At 73.2% G+C, this 15,176-nt stretch carries 16 protein-coding genes; 9 read left to right on the top strand and 7 right to left on the bottom strand.

The features are described 5' to 3' along the window. Positions 1-620 precede the first annotated feature (620 nt). A complete protein-coding gene (gene tyrS, locus E1182_RS22605) occupies positions 621-1,904 on the bottom strand; it encodes a tyrosine--tRNA ligase (RefSeq protein WP_132268649.1) in 1,284 nt (427 codons plus the stop codon). A gap of 101 nt (positions 1,905-2,005) precedes the next feature. On the opposite strand from tyrS, the gene E1182_RS22600 reads away from it, so the two are divergent. The 4 genes from E1182_RS22600 to E1182_RS22585 all read left to right on the top strand — a co-directional run bounded on the left by E1182_RS22600 (position 2,006) and on the right by E1182_RS22585 (position 4,461). Beyond that, positions 2,006-2,398, top strand: coding sequence for a PaaI family thioesterase (locus E1182_RS22600; RefSeq protein WP_132268647.1), 393 nt, complete (start codon positions 2,006-2,008; stop codon positions 2,396-2,398). Positions 2,399-2,559: 161 nt separating this feature from the next. Next, positions 2,560-3,786, top strand: coding sequence for an NRAMP family divalent metal transporter (locus tag E1182_RS22595; RefSeq protein ID WP_132268644.1), 1,227 nt, complete (start codon positions 2,560-2,562; stop codon positions 3,784-3,786). After that, positions 3,783-4,163, top strand: a complete 381-nt coding sequence (locus E1182_RS22590; RefSeq protein ID WP_132268642.1) for a hypothetical protein — start codon at positions 3,783-3,785, stop codon at positions 4,161-4,163. Before E1182_RS22595 ends, E1182_RS22590 begins: the two co-directional genes overlap by 4 nt. Next, positions 4,150-4,461 (top strand): PRC-barrel domain containing protein, encoded by a 312-nt coding sequence (locus tag E1182_RS22585; protein WP_132268640.1) that lies wholly within the window; start codon positions 4,150-4,152, stop codon positions 4,459-4,461. The genes E1182_RS22590 and E1182_RS22585 overlap by 14 nt, the downstream gene beginning before the upstream one ends. Positions 4,462-4,515: 54 nt before the next feature. On the opposite strand, the gene E1182_RS22580 is transcribed toward E1182_RS22585, so the two are convergent. The 3 genes from E1182_RS22580 to E1182_RS22570 form a co-directional block, all read right to left on the bottom strand. Continuing rightward, positions 4,516-5,838 carry a hemolysin family protein gene (locus tag E1182_RS22580; RefSeq protein ID WP_132268637.1) on the bottom strand — a complete coding sequence of 441 codons (1,323 nt, stop codon included), beginning with the start codon at positions 5,836-5,838 and terminating at the stop codon, positions 4,516-4,518. 133 nt (positions 5,839-5,971) lie between these two features. Next, entirely contained in the window at positions 5,972-6,604 is a 633-nt protein-coding gene (locus E1182_RS22575; RefSeq protein ID WP_132268635.1) for a hypothetical protein, read from the bottom strand. A gap of 10 nt (positions 6,605-6,614) precedes the next feature. Beyond that, entirely contained in the window at positions 6,615-7,118 is a 504-nt protein-coding gene (locus tag E1182_RS22570) for a GNAT family N-acetyltransferase (RefSeq protein ID WP_132268632.1), read from the bottom strand. A 196-nt stretch (positions 7,119-7,314) separates the two neighbouring features. On the opposite strand from E1182_RS22570, the gene E1182_RS22565 reads away from it, so the two are divergent. The 4 genes from E1182_RS22565 to E1182_RS22550 all read left to right on the top strand — a co-directional run bounded on the left by E1182_RS22565 (position 7,315) and on the right by E1182_RS22550 (position 11,234). Further along, a complete protein-coding gene (locus E1182_RS22565) occupies positions 7,315-7,581 on the top strand; it encodes a hypothetical protein (RefSeq protein ID WP_207921483.1) in 267 nt (88 codons plus the stop codon). A 51-nt stretch (positions 7,582-7,632) separates the two neighbouring features. Next, positions 7,633-8,109 (top strand): hypothetical protein, encoded by a 477-nt coding sequence (locus tag E1182_RS22560; protein WP_132268630.1) that lies wholly within the window; start codon positions 7,633-7,635, stop codon positions 8,107-8,109. Further along, positions 8,106-10,217 (top strand): M48 family metalloprotease, encoded by a 2,112-nt coding sequence (locus E1182_RS22555; protein WP_132268627.1) that lies wholly within the window; start codon positions 8,106-8,108, stop codon positions 10,215-10,217. Before E1182_RS22560 ends, E1182_RS22555 begins: the two co-directional genes overlap by 4 nt. 135 nt (positions 10,218-10,352) lie before the next feature. Beyond that, a complete protein-coding gene (locus E1182_RS22550) occupies positions 10,353-11,234 on the top strand; it encodes a universal stress protein (protein WP_207921482.1) in 882 nt (293 codons plus the stop codon). A gap of 3 nt (positions 11,235-11,237) precedes the next feature. On the opposite strand, the gene E1182_RS22545 is transcribed toward E1182_RS22550, so the two are convergent. From E1182_RS22545 to E1182_RS22535, 3 genes are all read right to left on the bottom strand, one after another. Further along, positions 11,238-11,861 (bottom strand): FMN reductase, encoded by a 624-nt coding sequence (locus tag E1182_RS22545; RefSeq protein WP_132268623.1) that lies wholly within the window; start codon positions 11,859-11,861, stop codon positions 11,238-11,240. Further along, positions 11,858-12,955, bottom strand: a complete 1,098-nt coding sequence (locus tag E1182_RS22540) for an LLM class flavin-dependent oxidoreductase (protein ID WP_132268621.1) — start codon at positions 12,953-12,955, stop codon at positions 11,858-11,860. The genes E1182_RS22545 and E1182_RS22540 overlap by 4 nt, the downstream gene beginning before the upstream one ends. Before the next feature lie 94 nt (positions 12,956-13,049). Then, on the bottom strand, positions 13,050-13,682 hold the full coding sequence (locus E1182_RS22535) for a DNA-3-methyladenine glycosylase (RefSeq protein WP_132268619.1): 633 nt from the start codon (positions 13,680-13,682) through the stop codon (positions 13,050-13,052). A gap of 98 nt (positions 13,683-13,780) precedes the next feature. On the opposite strand from E1182_RS22535, the gene E1182_RS22530 reads away from it, so the two are divergent. After that, positions 13,781-15,176 (top strand): AMP-binding protein (locus E1182_RS22530; RefSeq protein WP_165942691.1); only part of this gene is annotated, 1,396 nt, incomplete at its 3' end.

Raw genomic sequence — 15,176 nt, 5'->3', positions numbered from 1 at the left:
CAACAAACAATGTTGCCAAAGGAATCCCAACCAGACAGACCAAAGCCTGACCAGTCCGGGGTATCAAAACAATTTGGCACTGGCTTTACAAGCACCCTGTTGAGTTCTCAAAGAACAACCACACACCGCCCGGAAACCCTCAACCGAGGACCCCCGACCCGGGGCACCACATCCACCCGTGACCACCACTCTCGCGGCGAGCACTTTTACCACATTACCCGGAGATTTCCGCCGTGTCAAACCGATGTTTCCGGTTTTTACCACTTCCGGATGCCACCCGGGCGCACCACAAGACAGCCGACTCGTGTCGGTGATCTCGTGGATGCTCGACAGGCCGGCCGCTGCGGTCTCCCGCACGCTCGCCCGGTGCCCTGCCGGTCGTCAACCATACCCGGTCGGCTCCGCCCCGCCAAATCCGCCTCACGACAGATCCAGGGGCACCACCCGGTCCAGGTTCTGATGGAGTCAACCACCTCGACCCGGAGGTCATTCCCGCGCTCCGGCCGCCAGGGCTCTCGCCCCGTCTCGCCCGTTCCGCGCTGGCAGGGGAAAGTTACGCCCCCGGCCAGATGATCGTCAAATCCGCCGGGGGCGTCTCGCGTCACACTCCGCTCGTACCGTTATCCTCGCAGCTCGACCCCGGCGAAGGACCGCTTTCCGCGGCGCAGGACCAGGTAGCGGCCGTGCAGCAGATCCTCCCGGCCGACGACCGCGTCCACCTGCGTCACCCGGACGTTGTTGACGTACGCGCCCCCCTCGGCGATCACCCGGCGAGCCTCCTTCATGCTCGGCACCAGGCCCGACTCCTTGAGCAGCCCCGCGACGTCCGGCAGCTCGTCGAGGTGGACAAGACCGGCCTCGGTCAGCGCCGCCCGCAGGGTCACCGGAGAGAGGTCGTCGAGGGAGCCGCGACCGAAGAGTGCCTGACTCGCGGCGACGGCCTGGGCCATTTCCCGCTCCCCGTGCACGAGAGTGGTCAACTCCTCGGCGAGGGCGCGCTGCGCGGCCCGGGCGGCCGGGCGTTCCGCCGCTTCCTTCTCCAGCGCCTCGATCTCCTCCCGGGAGCGGAAGCTGAAGTAGCGCAGGTAGCGGGCCACATCCCGGTCGTCCGCATTGACCCAAAACTGGTAGAAGGCGTACGGGCTGGTCATCTCGGGGTCGAGCCAGACGGCGCCGCCCTCGGTCTTGCCGAACTTGGTGCCGTCGGACCTGGTGACCAGTGGCGTGGTGAACGCCTCCACCGGGCCGGCGCCGCGCCGGCGGATGTAGTCGACGCCGGCGGTGATGTTGCCCCACTGGTCGGAGCCGCCGTACTGGAGTTGGCAGCCGTGGCGGCGGTGCAGCTCGAAGAAGTCGCTGGCCTGCAGCAGCTGGTAGCTGAACTCGGTGAAGCTGATGCCGGTCTCCAGTCGGGCCCGGACCACCTCACGAGCCAGCATCTTGTTCACCGGGAAGTGCTTGCCGACGTCCCGGAGGAACTCGACCACCGACATCTCCGCGGTCCAGTCCAGGTTGTTCACCAGTTGCGCGGCGTTCTCCCCGGTGTACGACACAAACGGCGCGAGCTGGTCGCGGATGCGCCGGACCCAGCCGGCGACGACCTCCGGTGGGTTGAGACTGCGCTCGGCGCTCTCCTTCGGGTCGCCGATCTGGCCGGTGGCGCCACCGACGAGCAGCAGCGGCCGGTGCCCGGCCAGCTGGAGCCGGCGGGCCGTGGTGACCTGCATGAGGTGGCCGACGTGCAGGCTGGGTGCGGTCGGATCGAAGCCCACGTAGAAGGTGGCGCTCCCGCCGTCGAGCAGGTCACGCAGCTCGTCGAGGCCGGTCGAGTCCTGGATCAGGCCGCGCCACCGCAGGTCTTCGGTCAGGGATTCCCGCCCGCGCGGGAGGTTGCTGTCGGTCACGATCACCGATTCTCCCCCATGCCGCAGGCCGGGGCGTACCGGGTTTGGCCGATACCGGACCGTTAGGCTGCCCTTCCGCTGAGACAAGGAGGTACGGAGTCGTGGAGGATACGCCGAACATCACGGGCGGCCTGGCCGGCCTGCTCGGGTTGACGTTCGACGAGGTCGGCGCCGACCGGGTGGTGATCCGCTGGACGGTACGCCCCGAGCTGCACCAGCCGTTCGGCATCCAGCACGGCGGGGTGTACTGCGCGGTGGTGGAGACGGCGGCCAGCGTCGGGGGGACGATCTGGCTCGGCGGGCGCGGACGGGTGGTGGGCGTCTCCAACCAGACGGACTTCCTTCGGGCGGTCCGCGACGGGGAGCTGACCGCCGTCGGGACACCCGTGCACCGGGGACGCAGCCAGCAGCTGTGGCAGGTGGAGATCACCGACGCCGCGGGGCGGCTGGTCTCCCGGGGCCAGGTGCGGTTGCAGAACCTCTCCGAGAGCTGACCGAACCGGCTCGGTCGCCCGCGCTCCGTCGCCGGCGATGCAGCGCCGGTCAAGGAGATCGGAATGGCGGGCGGCGGAGCCACCAACTGACCGGTTTGCCAGAAAAATACTGGTCACGCGGATATGGTCGCATCGATGCGACCGGTCGACCCGTACCCGAGGTGAGGAAGCTCCTCGCCGCCACGCTCGGCGTGCTCTCGGCGGTTGGGGGTTTCGTCGACATCGGCGACCTGGTGGCGGCGAGCCAGGCCGGCGCCCGGTTCGGCATGGGCCACGCCTGGGTGCTGCTGCTCGGGGTGGTCGGCATCTGCGCGTACGCGGACATGGCCGGCCGGATCGCGGCGGTGAGCGGCCGGGCGGTGTTCGACCTGGTCCGGGAACGGCTCGGGCCCCGGGTCGCGCTGCTGAACCTGGCCGCCTCGTACCTGGTCACGGTGCTGACCCTGGCGGCGGAACTGGGCGGCGTCGCGCTGGCCCTGCAGCTGGCCTCCCGGGTGAGTTACCTGCTGTGGGTGCCGGTGGCGGCGTTCGCGGTGTGGCTGGTGCTGTGGCGGATGCGGTTTCAGCTGATGGAGCGGGTGTTCGGACTGGCCGGGCTGACCCTGGTGATCTTCGCGGTGGCGCTGTTCTGGCTGCCCACCGACTGGGCGGCCCTGGCTCGCGGGGCACTGCGCCCCGATGCGTACGGGCAGGGCTGGGTGGCGTACTGGTTCGTGGCGGTGGCGTTGTTCGCCTCCACGGTCAGCCCGTACGAGGTGTTCTTCTTCTCCTCCGGCGGGGTGGAGGAACGGTGGAGCGCCGCCGACCTGGCCGACGCCCGGTCGAGCGTGCTGGTGGGGTTTCCGGTCGGCGGGTTCCTCGCGCTGTCGCTGGTGGCGACGGCAGCGGTGGTGCTGCACCCGACAGGCGCGTCCGTGTCGACCCTCCACGAGGTCGCCGCGCCGGTGGTGCTGGCGTTCGGCGGGGTGGGCCTGGCGATCGCGGCGCTGGCGTTCTTCGCCGTGACGTTCGGTGCCGCCCTGGAAACCGGCTTGTCGGCGGCGTACGCGGCGGCACAGTACTTCGGCTGGCAGTGGGGCAAGCGGGTCAGCCCCCGCGAGGCGGCCCGTTTCCACACCGTACTGCTGGTCAGCGTGCTGATCGGGATGCTGGTGCTGTGCACCACCGTCGACCCGGTGCGGCTCACCGAGCACATGCTGGTGGCCAGCGCGGTGGCGCTGCCGCTGACGTACCTGCCGATCCTGATCGTGGCCAACGACCGCACGTACCTGGGCGACCGGGTCAACGGGCGGACCGCCAACCTGCTCGGCGCGGTCTTCCTCGTGGTGATCGTGGCCGCGTCGGTCGCCGCGATCCCGCTCGCGGTGACCACCGGGACGGGGCGATGAGGATCCAGCTCGGCCGGCAGCTGCTGGACCGGCAGATCGTCGACGTCGCCGGACGACTGGTCGGCAAGGTCGACGATGTGGAGTTCGCCATCGACGACGAGGGTTACCCGTACGTGGCGTACCTGCTCAGTGGCCAGCACGCGCTCGGTCGGCGAATCGGCGGCCGGGTCGGCCGGCTGCTGGTGACGGTCGCGGACCGGTTCAGCGAGCACCGGCCGGCACCATCGCTGCGCCTGCCGATGACCCTGGTGGCGCAGGTGGACAGCGCGGTGCGACTACGCTGCCGCGCCGACGGACTGCCGCCCCCGCCGGTGGAGGTGTGGCTGCGTCGGCACCTGATCGACCGCATTCCGGGGTCGGGCCGTGCGAGCGGGTGACCTGCTCGGCCGGGCGGCATACGACCTGCACGGGCGGCGGCTCGGCCGGGTGGTGGACGTGGTGGTGCGGGGCAGCTACCCGGACGGTCGGCTGCGGCTGACCGACGTGATCGTCACCGGGCGCTGGTGGGGTCGCCTGGTGGGGCGGCTGATCGGGGCAGAGCGCCACCCGTCGGGACCGTGGGCGATCCGTCTGGTGGCTCGGGCGTTGAGTCGCAGCACCCGGCAGTTCCCCTCGGACCAGGTGCAGCTACTGCCGCCGGTGCCCGATTTCCCGTTCGGCCCGCCGGCCGGCTGAGCGGCACAGGCCACCGGGCGCCCGAGCGGCACCGCCCACCGGCTATGGCGCTGGTCAGCGGTGGGCCTCGTCGAGGACCGGTTCCGCGTCCGGGGCATCCACGACCGGCGCGGCGCGGCGCAGCCGTACCCGGGTGATGGCCCGCTGATCGATGGCGGCCACCTCCAGTTGCCAGCCGTCCATGGTGACCTGCTCCCCCGCCACGCTGGGAATGTGCCCGAGGCAGCTCAGCAGCATCCCGGCGACGGTGGTGTAGTCACCGGGCGGCCGACCGGGAACCTCGACGCCGAGGTCGGACAGGTCGTGCACGGGGAACGTGCCGGGCACCAGCAGCGCCCCGTCGGCCTCCGTGCGTACGCCGTGCACGTCCCGGTCCGTCTCGTCGTAGATCTCGCCGACGATCTCCTCCAGGATGTCCTCGAGGGTGACGATGCCGTCGACCGCGCCGCGCTCGTCGACCACCAGGGCGATGTGCTGGCGTTCGGCCTTGAACTGGCGCAGCGCGTCCATCACGGGCAGCGAGTCGGGCAGCAGCATCGGCGGGCGGGCGATCTCGTCGACCGGGCGCTCGTCGGGTACGCCGACCAGGTCACGCAGGTGCAGCACGCCGACGGCGTCGTCCAGGCCGCCGTGGCGAACCACCGGGGCCCGGGAGTGGCCGGTGGCGGCCAGCAGCAGCCGGGCGGCCTCCGCGGTGGTGCCGCTGTCGAGGGTGAAGACCTGCAACCGGGGTACGAGCACCGCCTTCAGCTGCCGGTCGGCGATCTCCACGGCACCGGCGATGATGGTGCGCTGCTCCTTGGTGAACCCGTGGTTGCCGGCGACGATGTCGCGCAGCTCGTCCGGGCCGATCTCGTCGGGCTCGTGCCTCGGGTTCAACCCGCACAGGCGTACCACCAGGTCGCTGGTGGCGCCCAGCGCCCAGACGGCGGGGCGGGAGACGGTCGCCAGCAGGTCCAGTGGGCGGGCCACCAGCAACGCCCAACGTTCGGCGGACTGCATGGCGATCCGTTTCGGGGCCAGCTCGCCGAAGACCAGCGTGACGAAGGTCAGCACGAGAGTGACCGCCACGATGGCCACCGACTCGGCCGCGCCGCCGAGGAAACCCAGCAGCGGCACCAGCGGCTCGGCCAGCGAGACCGCGGCGGCGGCCGAGGCCAGGAAGCCGGCCAGGGTGATGCCGATCTGGATGGTGGCGAGGAACCGGTTGGGGTCCTTGGCCAGCCGGGCCAGCACCCGCCCGGCCCGGCTGGTGCGTTCCAGGCGCTGGACCTGGCTGTCCCGCAGCGACACCAGCGCCATCTCGCTACCCGCGAAGATCGCGTTCAGGACGACCAGGACTCCGACCAGGGCCAGTTGGCTCCAGTAGCTCTGCACGCCCGGTTCTCTCCCTCGCCGCCGGGGACGCCGGCCGGACGGCCGACGCCGCCGGGCGGAGGACCCACCCGACGTACGGCCCTGTGTGCCCCGTGCGGCGGTCGGCGAATCCTTCCCGACCGCCCCATGACTCTCAGGCCGACGCGGGGGCGGGAAGGTCGAGCACGTACGCGTCGCCCTCTGGGCGGAAGCCGAGCCGGTGGTAGTAGGGGGCGACCATGCCGGGCGGGCTCACCACCCGGCGGAAGCCCCGCTCGGTGAAGAGGCTGCTGCGCCGGTAGACGAACTCGCCGGGGGTGAAGTCGCGGAACCTCGGGGTGACGTAGTCGAGGTCGATCTGGGCGATCCCGTCGGCCTCGGCGTGCGACAGCACCACCCCAACCACCTCGTCGGCCTTGAGCACCAGGAACGCCGAGCGTTGCGCGTCGTGCGACGCCCAGCGGACGTCCGGGTTGAACCGGGCGATGTCGGCGGCGTGCACCCGCAGGGTGTGCGCGAGGAACCGGTCGTCGACGCCCACCTCCACCGCCTGGTAGGTCTGCTCGTCGTGCCGCGTGGCCAGCATCGTCCGCAGGTACCACACGTTGATCACCGCGAGCACCACGTTGAGGCCGACCATGGGCCAGACCGCCACCGCGGCGTTGTAGCCGATCAGGATCAGGCAGCCGACCAGGTTGAGCGCGCGCAGCCGCAGGATGCGGGTCTGCAGCAGGGACCAGACCAGCAGCGCGGAGCCGGCCCAGCCGACGAGTTCCAGCCAGTTCACCTCGGGGAGACTAGCGCTTTTCCTGGTCAGCCGGCTCGGCGGGCAGCCGGAGCACCCATTCCTCGACCTCGGCTCGGCGGCCGTGGGCGAAGCCCGCGTCCTCGCCGACCACGACGAAGCCGCACTTGCGCAACACCGCCAGGGAGGCCCGGTTGTCCTTGGCAGCGCGGGCGTACACCGGCCGCTGCGGCAGCTCGTGCAGCAGCGCGGCCAGCGCGGCGGTGGCGTACCCCCGGCCCCAACGTCGTGGGTCGATCCAGTAGCTGACCTCGGTGCACTCGTCGACCGGGAAGGCGGCCACGCGGCCGACCACCTCGCCACCGACGACGACCGTGCGCGGCACGATGCGCGGGTCGGCCCGGATCCGGGCCCAGTGCGCGTCGAAGGCCGCCCGGTCGGCCGGGTCGGCCGGGCCGAAGGCAGCCATCCAGGTGGCCTCCGGATCCTGCTCGTGGGCGAAGAAGTGGGGCAAATCGTCGTCGCGCACCGGACGCAGGCACAGGTCGGGGGTCACCGGCGCAGGATACGCACCCGGACCGACAATCCCGGGACCGCTGGAGCGTCTCACGGTTCTTCTGGAACTCGACGGTCCTGCCCGCCGCACGGCCGCACCGCCCGCCCAACGGCAGCGCCGGTCGCCGGTCACCCGGCCGGTGGACCGGTGGCCTGCCGTGCCGCGGGGCCGGGCCTACCTGCCGGAGAATCGGTCCATGCGCCCATTGCGTCGCCGGACAGCGGCCGTCTCCGATGCCCGAGCCGTCTCGGCCGTGGCGGCCGGCGCCCGCGCCATCGGCGCCGCCGCCACCGGCGCGCTGGCGATCTCCGCGCTGGCCGGCGGGGCGACCGCGCTCGGCGTGCTGGCGGTCGGCCGGCTGGCCGTGCGTCGCGCCGTGCTCCGCGACCTGCACATCGGCCGGCTGGAGGTGGATGAGCTGATCGTCCACCGGCACACCGTGGAGCACGCCGGCGACGGATAGCGGACAGTACCCACGGTGGCACCGCTGGCAGGGGATCGCTACCAAGGAGACATGTCACGCAGACCCGCCGACGTGCAGCGGACCGCCGCCCTCGCCCGTACCGTCGTCGCCCGGATCGCACCCGAGGAACTGCCCGCCTTCGACGTGCTCGCCGCGCCCTACCTCACCGGCGCGGACGCCTCGATCGACGGCGGCCGGCTGGGATTCGGGGTGCTGGAGGCGGTCGCCACCGTCACACCGGTGGTGACGCTGGTCAGCGCGTCGGTCACCGCCGCGCTGCTGCGCGGCGCCGAGGGTGAGCTGGAGCAGCTCGGGGGGCGTGCCACCCGGGGCCTGTTCGGGGCCCTGCGCCGCCGCCGCGAGCCGGCCCCACCGGAGCCGGTCGGGTTCAGCCGGGAACAGCTGGCCCGGGTGCGGGAGGTGGCCCTCGCCCGGGCCGAGGCGCTCGGCGTCGCACCCCCGCAGGCCGCCACGATCGCCGACGCCGTGGTCGGGGCGCTGCTGCTCGACGGGGAGCCGGAGCGATGACCGCCACGCCCCCGGTGTGGCGGGGACGACCGGACGAAACCGGCTTCCTGCTGCTGCCGCTGGCCGCCCTGGTGTTCAGCACAGCGGTGCTGCTCGCGGTCGTGTTCGGGCTGTCGGTGCTCCCCCGGCGCGGCTGCGACCTCGGCGACGTGCTCGACCACCCGTGCAGCGAGATGTTCGTGCGGATGTCGAACTTCTTCAACCTCATGGCGGTGCCCGGTGCGGCGGTCTTCGCCTGGCAGACCCGGCTGCACCGGCGGCGCACCCAGCCGATCCCGCCGGGGGTGTTCGGGGCGGCCGAGCGGGTGATCGCCGAGGTGCTCGCCTCGGTGCGGCTGCGCCGCGACACCCCGGTGCTGCTCGGCCCGCGACTGGGACGGCGCGCGTTCACCGGCGGAACGGACCACAAGCCGTACGTCGCGCTCGGGCCGGAACTGCTGGCCCTGCCGGCCAAGGGGCCGCAGGGCCGCCTGGTGTTCGAGGCGGTGCTCCGGCACGAGTTGGCCCATGTGCAGAACCACGACCTGCTGCGGCTGCGGTTCGCCACGGTGCTGCGGATCAGCACCCGGGTCACGGCCGCGGCCACCGCGCTGCTGCTGCTCGCCAAGCTCGCCTGGGACGCCGAGCCGCCGGCCGCCGGCACGGTCCTCGGCGTCGTGCTACGGGCCGTCCTGGTCGCCGTCACCGCCGAGCTGGTCACCCGGGCCTTCCTCCGGCTGCGGGAGCAGCAGGCCGACGCCCGCGCCGCCGGTGTGGACCCGGACGGCGTGCGGGCCGCCCTGCACGGCGGCGTGCGCGCCGACGCACCGGGTGGATGGTGGGCGCGGGCGTGGCAGCGGCTCTGGGACCGGCACCCGAGCGTGGCGAACCGGCTCGCCGGACTGGCCGATCCGACGGCCGCGCTCGCCCTCCCGCTCGGTCTGACGCTCGCCGGTGGGGTGTTCACCGCCGTCGCGCTGGCCAACGTGCAACTGCTGGTCGACCTGCTGCGCGACGCCGAGGTGCTGGCCTGGCCGCAGATCGACGGGGTCGCGTGGGGTGGCCTGGCGGTGCTGGCGCTGGCCGTGATCCAGCCGGCGATCTTCCTGGCCGACGGCGCCTGGCGGGACGCGCGGGGACGGCGGTTGGTCGGTCGGCCGGCGCGGCCCGGTCTGCTCGGCCTGGTCTTCGGCGTCGGGTTGTTCGTCGGCACGTACCTCGCGCCGTACGACGGGCTGGTCTATCGGAGCCGCCCCGAGGGGGTGCCGCTGTCGGGTCTGCTGCTGCTCGTCCTCGGCGCGGTGCTGTTGAGCCGGTGGCTGACCGGTTTGGTGGCACGAACCGCGCCGACCACCTCGGCGGGCCGCCGGCTACTGCTGCTGCCGGCCCTGCCGGTGACCGTCGGGGTGCTGGCGCTCGGTTGGGAGATCACGCTCTGGCTGCGCGGCCGGGCGTACGAGTGCGCCCACTACCTGGTCGAGTGCGGTCCGCTGGACGCGGTACGGGTGCCGCTGACCGCCGCGTCCACGCCGTGGGCGGCGGCGGTGCTGACGCTGGGCGTGGCCGCCTCGCTGGCGGTGACGGTGCGCCGGGCCGGCCGGGGCGCGCTGGTGACCACGGCCGGGGTGGCCCTGGCCGGCGCGCTGCTGGCGTTGGTGCTGCCCTGGGCCGGCCTCGCCGACACGCTGGCGGCGCCGCTGTGGGCCCGGCTGGAACCCGACCTCGGCGCGCCGATCGCCGCGCTCACCCTGCAACTGGCGCTGTTGGTGGCGGTGCCGTTGGCCGTGGCCCTGCCCCGGGCGTCGGCCGGTCCGCTGGCTGGCGGGACCGCCGCGCTGGTGCTCGCCGCCGGCCTGGACGCACAGCTGGCGCGGTGGGCGGACGCGCCCGAAGCGCCCCGTCCCGGTGACGTCGCGTCCACGCTCGGCACTTACCTCGGGGCGGGTCTCGGGATCGTCCTGCTCGCCGTCGCCGTGACGCTCGCCGTCCGTGCCCTGGTGGTGGGCTCGGCTGCCGCCGGGGCGGCACACGTGGGCGCCGCCGGCACCCTCTCCGGGCGCCCGACGTGGCAGCGCAAGCCCCGCATGAGCTCGCTGGGTACGTCGGATGGCCGGACAGGTCCGACGTGAGCACCATCGGACACGAGTCCACCGCGTCGGGGCGCGACGGCGCGTCCCGGCCGAATGCCGGCCCGCAAGGCCGGGTACGTCGACAATGACCTGGCCGACCCCCCGGGTCGACACTGACCTGACCGACCCCCGGGAGTGCCGATGAACCGACCTGTCGTGGTGGGCGTCGACGGATCGCCGTCGAGCCTGGTCGCCGCGGAGCATGCGGCCCGCGCGGCCGTGCGGCGACGCCGGCCGCTGCATCTGGTGCACGGCTACCTGCACCCGCTCGGCTACGGCGTGCCGTTGAACCCGTACGACCTGGGCGTGCCGGCGCCCACCGAGGATTCGCGTCGGATGGTGGAGGCCACCGCCGCCAAGCTGACCGACCGCTGGCCCGGGTTGACCGTCGAGGTGCACCAGGTGGCCGGTGGGCCGGCCGCCACCCTGGTCGCGGCGTCCCGTCGGGCCGAGTTGGTGGTGGTGGGCAGTCGAGGGCTGGGCGGCTTCGCCGGGCTGCTGCTCGGCTCGGTGGGCAGCCAGGTGGCCGCCCACGCGCACTGCCCGGTGCTGGTGGTCCGCCCCGAGGAGCAGCCGATCCCGGTGGACGGGCCGGTGGTGGCCGGGGTGGACGGCTCGGCGGGCTCCCGGTTGGCCGCCGGGTACGCCGCCGCCGAGGCCGCCGGACGGGACGTGCCGCTGGTGCTGCTGCACGTCGGCCCGCCGGGCATGGACCGCCCGGTGCCCGAGGAGGTCGAGGAGTCACAGGCCGCCCACCGGGCCGAGGCGGTGCGGCTGCTCGCCGAGGCGTCCGCCGCGGTCCGCGCCGAGCACCCGGACCTGGTGGTCCGTGAGCACCCGGTCGCCGCGGCCACCCCGACCCAGGGGCTGGTCGAGGCCAGCGGCACGGCGTCGCTGCTGGCCGTGGGCACCCGGGGCCGGGGCGGGTTCGTCGGGCTGCTGCTCGGCTCGGTCAGCCAGGGGGTGCTGCAGCACGCGCACTGCCCGGTGCTGGTCGCCCACCCGTACGACGAGTGAGGGTCAGTCCTCCCGGCCGCCGAGCAGCCGCGCGAAGTCGGTGGTGAGGGCGAACGGGTCGGCGGGGCCGGTCGACGCCGGCCGCCGGTCCACCTGCTCGGCCAGCTCGGCGCCGGCGCGCAGGACCCGCTCGCGCAGCGCGCCGTCTGCGGCGTCACCGGACCAGTCCTCGCTGGCCGCGTAGACGCCGGTGGGCACCACCACGGCGCGCAGATAGCTGAACAGGGGCCGGAGGGCGTGCTCCAGGGCGAGTGAGTGCCGGGCCGTTCCCCCGGTGGCGCCGACCAGCACCGGGGTGCCGGCCAGCGCGGCGGGCTCCAGCACGTCGAAGAAGGATTTGAACAACCCGCTGTACGACGCGCTGAAGATCGGCGACACGGCGATCACGCCGTCCGCGCCGGCCACCGCGTCGAGGGGGGTGCGCAGCGCCGCCGACGGGAAGCCGGTGAGCAGATGGTTCACCACGTCGTGCGCGTGGTCGCGCAGTTCCACGACGTGCACCCGCACCTCGTGGCCGCGTCGGACCAGCTCGTCGCGGGTGGCGGCGGCGAGCTGGTCGGCGAGCAGCCGGGTCGAGGAGGGCTGGCTGAGGCCGGCCGAGACCACGGCCAGGCTGCGCGCGGTCACCGGGCCACCCCGGTGCCGGTCGCGTCCCGGGCGGCGACCAGCGCGGCGTGGGTGGGCGCCTCGGGTACGTCTGTGGGACGCCGCGACGCGAACTCCCGGCGCAGCACCGGGACGACCTCCTCGCCGAGGATGTCGAGCTGCTCCAGCACCGTCTTCAGCGGCAGGCCGGCGTGGTCGACGAGGAACAACTGCCGCTGGTAGTCGCCGACGTACTCGCGGAAGCCGAGGGTACGGTCGATGACCTGTTGTGGGCTACCCACGGTCAGTGGGGTCTCCCGGCTGAAGTCCTCCAGCGACGGCCCGTGCCCGTAGACGGGGGCGTTGTCGAAGTACGGCCGGAACTCCCGTACCGCGTCCTGCGAGTTCTTCCGCATGAACACCTGCCCGCCGAGGCCGACGATGGCCTGTTCCGGCGTGCCGTGGCCGTAGTGGGCGAAGCGCTGCCGGTAGAGCCCCACCATCCGCTGGGTGTGCTCCTTGGGCCAGAAGATGTGGTTGGCGAAGAAACCGTCGCCGTAGTACGCGGCCTGCTCGGCGATCTCCGGGCTGCGGATCGAGCCGTGCCACACGAACGGCGGGACATCGTCGAGCGGACGCGGGGTCGAGGTGAACGACTGCAGGGGGGTGCGGAACTTGCCCTTCCAGTCCACCACGTCCTCTCGCCACAGCCGGCGCAGCAGGTCGTAGTTCTCGATGGCCAGCGCGATGCCGTTGCGGATGTCCTGGCCGAACCAGGGGTAGACCGGGCCGGTGTTGCCGCGCCCCAGCATCAGGTCCACCCGGCCGTCGGCGAGGTGCTGGAGCATCGCGTAGTCCTCGGCGATCTTCACCGGGTCGTTGGTGGTGATCAGGGTGGTGGCGGTGGACAGCAGCAGCCGCTCGGTGCGGGCGGCGATGTAGCCGAGCAGGGTGGTCGGCGACGAGGGCACGAACGGCGGGTTGTGGTGCTCGCCGGTGGCGAAGACGTCCAGGCCGACCTCCTCGGCCTTGAGCGCGATGGCGACCATCGCCTTGATCCGCTCACGCTCGGTCGGCTCGCGGCCGGTGGTGGGGTCGACCGTGACGTCGCCGACGGTGAAGACTCCGAACTGCATGACAGCTCCTCGCGTGTCGGACCGGAAACCGGGTGGCGTTCCGGGACGCCGCGCACAACATACTTGACGGGTCAACTATTCCACTGCCGGAGGGTCAGACGCGGCTCCGGGGGACGTGCCGACGGTAGGTGCTGACCGTCGGGTCGCCGGTGATCCAGAACCGCCACGGCACGTCGTGCGCCCCGGTCACCCCGACCCGGGGCCCCGCCGACACCGCCGCCTCCGGCACCGGCACGTCTGCCGGGCGCAGCCGCACCGGCCCGTCGGCGAGCAGGTCCAGGCCGTACGCCGAGCGGTCGATGCCGAGCGCGGCGCAGAGCCGGGCCGGGCCCCGAGCCAGATCGACGTCCCGGCGTACGGCGGACCGGCGGGCGCGGGCGGCGTCGAGCCCGTCGACCACCGCGCCGGCACGCAACAGCACCGCCGCCGCCTCCCCGTCCGGGCCGGTCACCACGTTGAGGCACCAGTGCATGCCGTACGTGAAGTAGACGTAGGCGTGCCCGGCGGGGCCGAACATCACGGCGTTGCGCGCGGTCCGGCCCCGGTGGGCATGCGAGGCCGGGTCGCCGGCGGTGCCGGCGTACGCCTCGACCTCGGTGATCCGCACGGTGACCCCGCCGGCGGACAGCCGGCAGCCGAGCAGGCCCCGGGCCGCCGGCACCACCGGGCCGGCGAGCAGGTCGGCCAGTCCGGCCAGATCGGCGGCGGGCGGATACGGATGGTCCATCCGGTCAGCTTTACCGGTGGCGGGACGATCGGCAATCGGAGTGCGACGCGCGTTACCCACCCTTTTCCTAAGGTGAGCCTCACCTTAGAGTGCAAGCCGTGACACCCCCGTTTGACCTGCTCCCGGCCGTGCGCACGGTGCCGTTCGTGCGCGACCTGGCCCGCCACGGCGACCGTGCCGCCGTGGTGACCGCGGACGGCACGCTGTCGTACGCCGAACTGGCGCGGCGGGTCGTGGAGGCCGCGCGGCGGCTCGGGGAGCAGCGGCGGCTGGTGCTGGTCACCGGCGCCAACACCGTCGACGCGCTGGTGTCGTACCTGGGCGCGCTGTACGGCGGACACGCCGTGCTGCTCGTGCCGGGGGACGGGCCGGCGGCGGCGACGCTGACCGAGGCGTACGACCCGGACGTGGTGATCGGGGCGGACGGTGGCGGTTGGACGCTGCGGGAGCGGCGCGACGGCAGCGCGCACGAGCCGCACCCCGACCTGGCGCTGCTGCTGAGCACCTCCGGGTCGACCGGCTCGCCGAAGCTGGTCCGGCTCTCCCACGACAACCTCCAGGCCAACGCCGACGCGATCGCCGGGTACCTGGGGATCCGTGACACCGACCGGGCGGTCACCAGCCTGCCGTTGCACTACTGCTACGGCCTGTCGGTGGTGCACAGCCACCTGGCGCGCGGGGCGGCGCTGGTGCTCACCGACCGTTCGGTGGCCGACGCGTGTTTCTGGGAACTGTTCCGGGCGGCGCGGGCCACCACGCTCGCCGGGGTGCCGTACACGTTCGACCTGCTGGACCGGGTCGGCTTCGCCACGATGGACCTGCCACACCTGCGCTACGTCACCGTCGCGGGCGGGCGGCTGGCCCCGGATCAGGTGGTCCGCTACGCGGAACTGGGCCGGCGCGGCGGCTGGGACCTGTTCGTCATGTACGGGCAGACCGAGGCGACCGCCCGGATGGCGTACCTGCCGCCGGACCTGGCGGCGACCCGGCCGCAGGCCGTCGGGGTGCCGGTGCCCGGCGGGTCGTTCCGGCTCGCCCCGGCGGCCGATCAGCCAGACGGCGTCGGTGAACTGGTGTACACCGGCCCGAACGTGATGCTCGGCTACGCCGAGCGGCCGGCGGACCTGGCGTCGGGGCGTACCGTCGACGAGCTGTACACCGGTGACCTTGCCCGGCAGAGCCCGGACGGGCTGTGGGAGATCGTCGGCCGGCGCAGCAGGTTCGCCAAGATCCTCGGTCTGCGGGTGGATCCGCAGCAGGTGGAGGAGCTGCTCGCCGCGCACGGCGTCACCGCCGCCTGCCTGGGGTCGGACGACGAACTGCTGGTGGCACTGGTTGGCGAGGCGGACCCGAGACGGGTCCGCCGGCTGGTCGCCGAGGACATCGGCCTGCCGCCGCGCGCGGTACGGGTGCTGCCGGTGGACGCGCTGCCCCGGCTGGCCACCGGCAAGGTCGACTACTCGGCGCTGCGCGCGCTGGCCGCCACACCCCCGC

The sequence above is a fragment of the Micromonospora sp. KC721 genome, from assembly GCF_004348355.1.
In the GTDB taxonomy this organism is placed as follows: domain Bacteria; phylum Actinomycetota; class Actinomycetes; order Mycobacteriales; family Micromonosporaceae; genus Micromonospora.
Note: the sequence above shows the minus strand (reverse complement) of the source record. Positions and strands in the feature narration are given on the sequence as shown.